This window comes from Devosia sp. (assembly GCF_017307565.1).
Classification (GTDB): domain Bacteria; phylum Pseudomonadota; class Alphaproteobacteria; order Rhizobiales; family Devosiaceae; genus Devosia.
Genome location: NZ_JAFKHD010000068.1, coordinates 40,177 through 46,269 on the forward strand (window position 1 = coordinate 40,177; position 6,093 = coordinate 46,269).

Consider the following 6,093-nt stretch of genomic DNA (forward strand, 5'->3'; position numbering starts at 1 on the left):
GTGCAAAAGGCCTATATCACCGCCCTGACCGGCGGGCTCGGCAACCAGATGTTCCAGTATGCCATGGGCCGGGCCCTGGCCGAACGCCATGGCGCTCCGCTGTTGCTCGATGTGCGTGGTCTCCAGCATGACGCCCTGCGCAGCTATGCGCTCTCCCATTTCCGGATCAGCGCCGAGCTGGCCAGCGAGGCCGACATGCCGCGCGAGCTGGGGAGGCTCGGGCGGCGACTACACCGCCTGCCGCGCTGGCTGACAGGCCAGACCCGGATCGTGGAGCAAGGTTTCCCATTCGATCCGACGATCCTGGACCTTAGCCCGCCGTTACACCTTTCAGGCAATTGGCAGAGCGACCGCTATTTCTCGTCCTATGCCGACATCATCCGTGGTGAATTCCAGCTCCGGGAAGCATTTACGCCGGACCGTCAGGCCATCGCCGACTTGTTGACAGAACGCCCAATGATCTCGGTGCATGTCCGTCGCGGAGACTATGTGAGCAATGCCACGACAAACGCCTATCATGGCACCTGCGAGCCAGAATGGTACGACGCGGCGCGGCAGCGGCTTGCTCAGCAGCTCGGCAATGCAGAATACATGGTGTTCAGCGACGACCCGGACTGGGCACGAGCCAATTTGAAAGACTTCTCATCGGCGGTATTCGTGGAGCCCAAGGACGATGGTCGCGACGAACAGGATATGCATCTGATGGCGCTCTGCCATCACCACATCATCGCCAACAGCTCCTTCAGCTGGTGGGGTGCCTGGCTCAACCCCAAGCCTGGCAAGGAGGTCATTGCCCCACTGAATTGGTTTCGCAGCGCCCAGCACGATACGCGCGACTTGATCCCGGCGAACTGGACCCGCCTATGAAAGTGTTGCTGACAACACCCACCTATCCGCCCTTCAACAGCGGGCTGGGCAATGCGGTGCGCCGTCACGCACTGGGACTGGTCAGGCACGGGTTTGAAGTTGTCGTTGCAACCGGCGGCAGCGCCCGAACGACGGAGATGATGGACGGCGTACGGGTCGAGCGCTTTGCCGTGACTGGCGCAGATTATTTGCGCAACCCAATCCGCGGCGATGTCGAAAGCTACCGCAGTTTTCTGCGCACGGAGCGCTATGACACCATTGTCCTGGAAGCCTGGCAGACCTGGAGCACGGACATTCCCCTCCAGATATCTGGCGAGTTGAAGGCGCGAAAGTTCCTCTACAGCCACTGCCTTTCAACCAATAGCTGGCTCTCATACATTCCAGTCCGCTCGCTGGCCTTCTATATCCTTTGGCGGCCCTATTGGTGGACGCTCCGCAAGAAGATCGCCAGTCTCGATGCCATGATCTTTTTGGCCGATGGTGGCTCAGATGACCGGTTTGATGACCTCGGAATTGCCCGTAAGGTCGGCGTCCCCATCCATGTCATTCCGAACAGCTGTGACACCGCCGCGCTCGCCACTCCGTCGGACACACGCACACAAATCATCTCGGTGGGCTCTTATACTCCGGCCAAAGGCTTCGACTATGTGATTGCGGCCTATGCCCGATCCCGAGCGAAGAATGTCATTCCGCTCGCTTTATTTGGCCAGGAGCATACCGCCTTCACAAATGTGCTTCGTGCGCAGGCCCAAGACCTGGGCGTGACGCCGGACATGGTGAGCTTCAACAGCGGCGTCGCGGGAGAGGCTCTGCTGGCAAAGTATGCGCAGTCGCGACTTTTCCTCTCTGGATCTCACACCGAATGCCAGCCGCTTGTATTGCTGGATGCCATGGCCACGGGAACCCCATTTGTCGCACGGTCGACCGGCTGCATTGCAAACATGCCCGGCGGTGACGCTGCCATCTCGGTCAACGAGGCGGCCGAGGCCATTGACCGACTGCTCGAGGATGATGCGGCTTGGGCCCAATACCAAACGGATGGCCTGCGGGCGGCTGAGCAGACTTACAACTATGAACGCAACAGCGCTCACTTGGCGGCTGTTCTAAGCGAAGATCTCGAAAGGGCTCGGCGCCTACCATGAGCATGGATGGATCGCCTCCGCTGGTCACCATTGCCATGCCGGTTTTCAATGGCGGAGCGACCCTTCGCGTCGCTCTGTCATCCTTGCTGGCGCAAACATTCCAGGACTGGGAACTCCTGCTGATCGACGATGGGTCCAGTGATGGCGCCGTAACCGACCTGCCTGACAATGTCGATGCGCGGATCAGAATTATCGCAGATGGCGCCAACCAAGGCCTTGCAGCTCGTCTCAACCAAGCCATCAGCCTGGCGAGGGGACGCTATTTTGCTCGCATGGACCAGGATGACGTTGCCCATCCCGAGCGCATTGAGCAACAGGTCAACTACCTCGAAGACAACCCAGCAACCGACCTGCTGGGCACCAAATGTATTGCTATATCGGAAGACAGCAAAATCCTGGGAGAATTTCCCTTTCGCGAGACCCATGCCGACATCTGCGCGCGTCCGTGGTCGGGCTTCTATCTCGCACACCCCAGTTGGATGGGCCGAACGGAGTGGTTTCGGCGGCATCGCTACGCTGACGACGCACCATTTCGGTGCGAAGACCAGGAATTACTGCTCCGGGCTCACACTGAGAGTATTTATCACAGCCTCGACAATGTGCTCCTAGCCTATCGACTTCGGGACAGAGTGCGCCTCAAGACAATCCTACGGACGAGACTGGCGCTTGCGGGAGTGCAGCTCCGCTACTTTTCATCCCGGAGAAATTTTGCCGGCGTGCTGGCCGCTATCTCGGTGACAGCTTTGCGATTGGGCAAGGATGTCTTTCTGCCAGCATCGACCGGCGTCAGATCAGAAGTCGCCGGCCGTATTGGCGAGAGCGATTTGGCTTGGTGGAAAGACTGGCTGAACACGGGTTCTCAAGCGGCTCAGTTGCTTGAGCCCCTCAAGGAAAGCAACCGGTGAAAGTCGCTCTCGTCGGCAATCAAGCTTTTGGCCTGTTGAATTTTCGCGCCGCGCTGATTAGGCGTCTGGTGGAAGACGGCCATGAGGTCATCGCGCTTGTTCCAGACTACACGCCGGCGTCCCGCGCCGCAGTTGTGGCACTTGGCGCCACACCGATCGACCACAACCTAAGCCGTACGGGCATGAATCCGCTGAAGGATTTGGGTGCTACGTGGCAGCTTCGAAACACGCTGCGACGCCTCGCTCCTGACCTGGTGTTGTCCTACACAGTCAAACCAGTGGTCTATGGTACTCTGGCAGCGTGGCTAGCGGGCGTAAAGCGCCGCTATGCCCTGATCGAAGGCCTCGGGCACGCATTCATTCATGGTGAGACTTTCAAGCAGCGGCTGTTGCAGCGGAGCGTTTCTTCGCTTTATCGCATCGCTCTCAGTCGTGCTGACCAGACGTTGTTCCTAAACAAGGATGACGAAGCCGAGTTCGTGACACGTCGTCTAGTCCCACCAGGCAGTTCGCGCATCGTGGGGACAATCGGCGTCGATCTCGACGAATGGAATGCTGCCCCTCCCGTATCCGAACCGATGACCTTTCTGTTCATCGGTCGGCTGATCAATGAGAAGGGCCTTGCTGAGTTTGTCGCGGCCGCGATGCAAGTCCGCGCGAACTTCCCAGCCGCACGCTTTGTCATCGTTGGCGACGTAGACAGCAATCCAAGCAGTGTCAGCCGCCAGCAAGTTCTTCAATGGGTCAGTGACGGGCTCTTGGAGTGGCCAGGTCATACCGACGTGAAGCCATGGATAGCACGCTCGAGCGTGTTCGTTCTTCCATCTTACCGGGAAGGTTTCCCTCGTGCCACGCAGGAAGCTATGGCGATGGCGCGCGCCGTGATTACGACGGATGTGCCGGGGTGTCGGGAAACAGTCTTAGAAGGACAGAACGGCTTTCTGGTCCCGTCGCATAATGCTTCAGCTCTTGCCGACGCGATGGAGCGCTTTCTGCACAACCCTGAACTTGTGAGCGAAATGGGAAAGCGAAGCCGGGACATCGCGGAGGCACAGTTCGATATCGACATGGCAAACGATCGTATTCTTGGCGCCATTGAACTGACACCTGAGCCCAGCCACGCTCAATGATTTAGCCGTCGGCCAGCGGTGGCAACATCCCTGCGAAAAGAAACAACAAGGGCAAAAGAACCGCCGCCCCTATCGAGAGATAACGAGCGCCGACAGTTTCCGACAGTCCAAGTGTCAGTGGGAAGATCAGCGGCATCATGTAGCGCGGCTGAACAAATGTGCCGTAGGAAATTCCTAAAAGCACAACGATTGATACCAGGGCCGTAATACCTCGGGAAATATCGTCCGTCAGCACATTGCGTGCACTCCAGACCAGGCCGGCGAGCAATACGATCCCAAACTGCCAATAGCCAACGCCAAGCAGGTAGATGCCACCGCGCACGTCCGCTATTTGCGGTCGAAGGCCGAGATTGAAGGCATTGCCAACCAATCGAGCCAGGTAGGCGGCAACATCGCCGAGCGCAGAGAATTTATCTCCTGCGATCAAGCTTCCGATTTCGACGTTACGTTGAATTGACGCATCAACTGCGGAAAGGTCGGCTATGGGAAAGGCCAAAAACAGCAATACAAGAAACGAGCATGAAATTATTCCGCCCGATACAAATGCAAACCGGCGCGAAAGCGCGACGACAAGCACCATTCCCAAGATCAGCGCGTAGCCGTCTCGAAACCAAAAGCAAAGAAGAACCAAAAGCATGACCAAAGGCCACTTGCCGTAAATCAGCCCCCACAGCGCTAATGTGGTCAGCAGAATGAGTGGAACTTCTTTGTTCGGGTAGAAGAGGCAGGCAACAAGATAGAGATTGGTGGACACCAAGATGATTGACGCCAGCCAGCTACCGTTTAGGCGCTCAGCGGGCGTGATGTGTTCAAGAATCGAGTAAAATACCGTGACCGAGACGGCGAGCATTGCAACATTGGCAACTACAACGTAGCCGCTACCCCATAGGGTCATCGGAAAATATAAGACAGCCACACCAAAGAAGGTGTTGAGGTTGGGAATATGATGCCAACTGGTTGTCCAGACTTGATAGACCGCCTGTTCAAGGCTGAAGGCATCGGGAACTGCCAGCCCCGAAAACCCTAGGTCAGCAAGATTTCCGGCTTGCGACCGGAGCAGAAAAGCTACGAACGCCGAGACCCCAAATATCAGCAGTGAGATGCAAAAGAGCGCCGGTAGAGAAAACCTGCCATCGGCGAGGTGGGTGCGATAGGACACATCGATACCACCATCCGAAAGAGTAGTCATACGCGGCGCCGTGCAGCGGCAAGACGAAGTCCGTCTTGGGTGAAGGCCACAAACAGCACTGCCAGCAGTCCACCGATAGCCGCCACGATGGGCAGGCGTATCCACTGTAGGCCAGCAGCGTAAGGCTGTGTGTCAACAGGACTGACTACGACCAGCGGGCCGCCACCTACCTCCTGAACTTGCCTTAGTTGTGCATCGAGACTTCCGAGAGCAGACACAAGCGAAGCTGCCGAATTAGCTCTCGCGATAAGTTCTTCGGCGCTCTGCGGTGAAGACGGTGCTTCGTCCAAGGCCGCCAAGTAATTCGTGAGCAACTCTCGCTTGTCAGCGATGTCACGCATCATAAGCTGATTTTGGGTATCAAATGACTGCACACCTTCCGCCAGCAGGTGGACTAGTGCCTCCAAAGCTGCGTCACCCTCAGCAGCCGAGGCAGAATCCAGTGTCAGCTTTAGGGTTTTGTAGTCTGGCGCAAGTCGACCCGGAACTTCTTCAACGAGGACCACTTGAGCAAACTGCTCAGAGACATTTGAGCCGCTGGGCTGTATCAGGCGTTCCACTTCACCGGAAGGAAAAGCGTCAGTCGGAAACCTGACAATGGCCTGCGAACGAAAAGGCAGGCTCGCATTCTCGGACGACATGCTCGCCCAGACCCCTACAACGATTGCTGACAGCACCGGCACTAGTACAACCCAAAGCCAGATGCCCTTGATGACACGCAGAATGTCCAAGAGATCGTAGGTACGTTCGGTTTCCGCCACCTAATCCTGCCCTTCGTTTGCGCCAACGAGCGCGAGGCTCCAGGACCTAAATCCTGCCCCGCAGGCTAGACCACAATCGGTGGCGATTAAGAATGATTT

At 57.3% G+C, this 6,093-nt stretch carries 6 protein-coding genes; 4 read left to right on the forward strand and 2 right to left on the reverse strand.

The window, feature by feature from the left end; genetic code table 11:
* From J0I64_RS01535 to J0I64_RS01550, 4 genes are read left to right on the forward strand one after another with little or no spacing between them, the layout of a single operon-like run.
* Complete coding sequence (locus J0I64_RS01535) at positions 1-867, forward strand: alpha-1,2-fucosyltransferase (protein ID WP_291405737.1); 867 nt, start codon at positions 1-3, stop codon at positions 865-867.
* Entirely contained in the window at positions 864-2,009 is a 1,146-nt protein-coding gene (locus J0I64_RS01540; RefSeq protein ID WP_291405739.1) for a glycosyltransferase family 4 protein, read from the forward strand. The genes J0I64_RS01535 and J0I64_RS01540 overlap by 4 nt, the downstream gene beginning before the upstream one ends.
* Positions 2,006-2,914 (forward strand): glycosyltransferase family 2 protein, encoded by a 909-nt coding sequence (locus J0I64_RS01545; protein WP_291405740.1) that lies wholly within the window; start codon positions 2,006-2,008, stop codon positions 2,912-2,914. The genes J0I64_RS01540 and J0I64_RS01545 overlap by 4 nt, the downstream gene beginning before the upstream one ends.
* Positions 2,911-4,044: a glycosyltransferase family 4 protein gene (locus tag J0I64_RS01550; protein ID WP_291405742.1), complete on the forward strand. Its 1,134-nt coding sequence runs from the start codon at positions 2,911-2,913 to the stop codon at positions 4,042-4,044. The genes J0I64_RS01545 and J0I64_RS01550 overlap by 4 nt, the downstream gene beginning before the upstream one ends.
* Position 4,045: 1 nt before the next feature.
* Here the strand turns inward: J0I64_RS01550 and J0I64_RS01555 are convergent, their stop codons facing one another.
* On the reverse strand, positions 4,046-5,233 hold the full coding sequence (locus J0I64_RS01555; RefSeq protein WP_291405744.1) for a hypothetical protein: 1,188 nt from the start codon (positions 5,231-5,233) through the stop codon (positions 4,046-4,048).
* Positions 5,230-5,994, reverse strand: coding sequence for a hypothetical protein (locus J0I64_RS01560; RefSeq protein ID WP_291405746.1), 765 nt, complete (start codon positions 5,992-5,994; stop codon positions 5,230-5,232). Before J0I64_RS01560 ends, J0I64_RS01555 begins: the two co-directional genes overlap by 4 nt.
* Between the last annotated feature and the right edge of the window lie 99 nt (positions 5,995-6,093).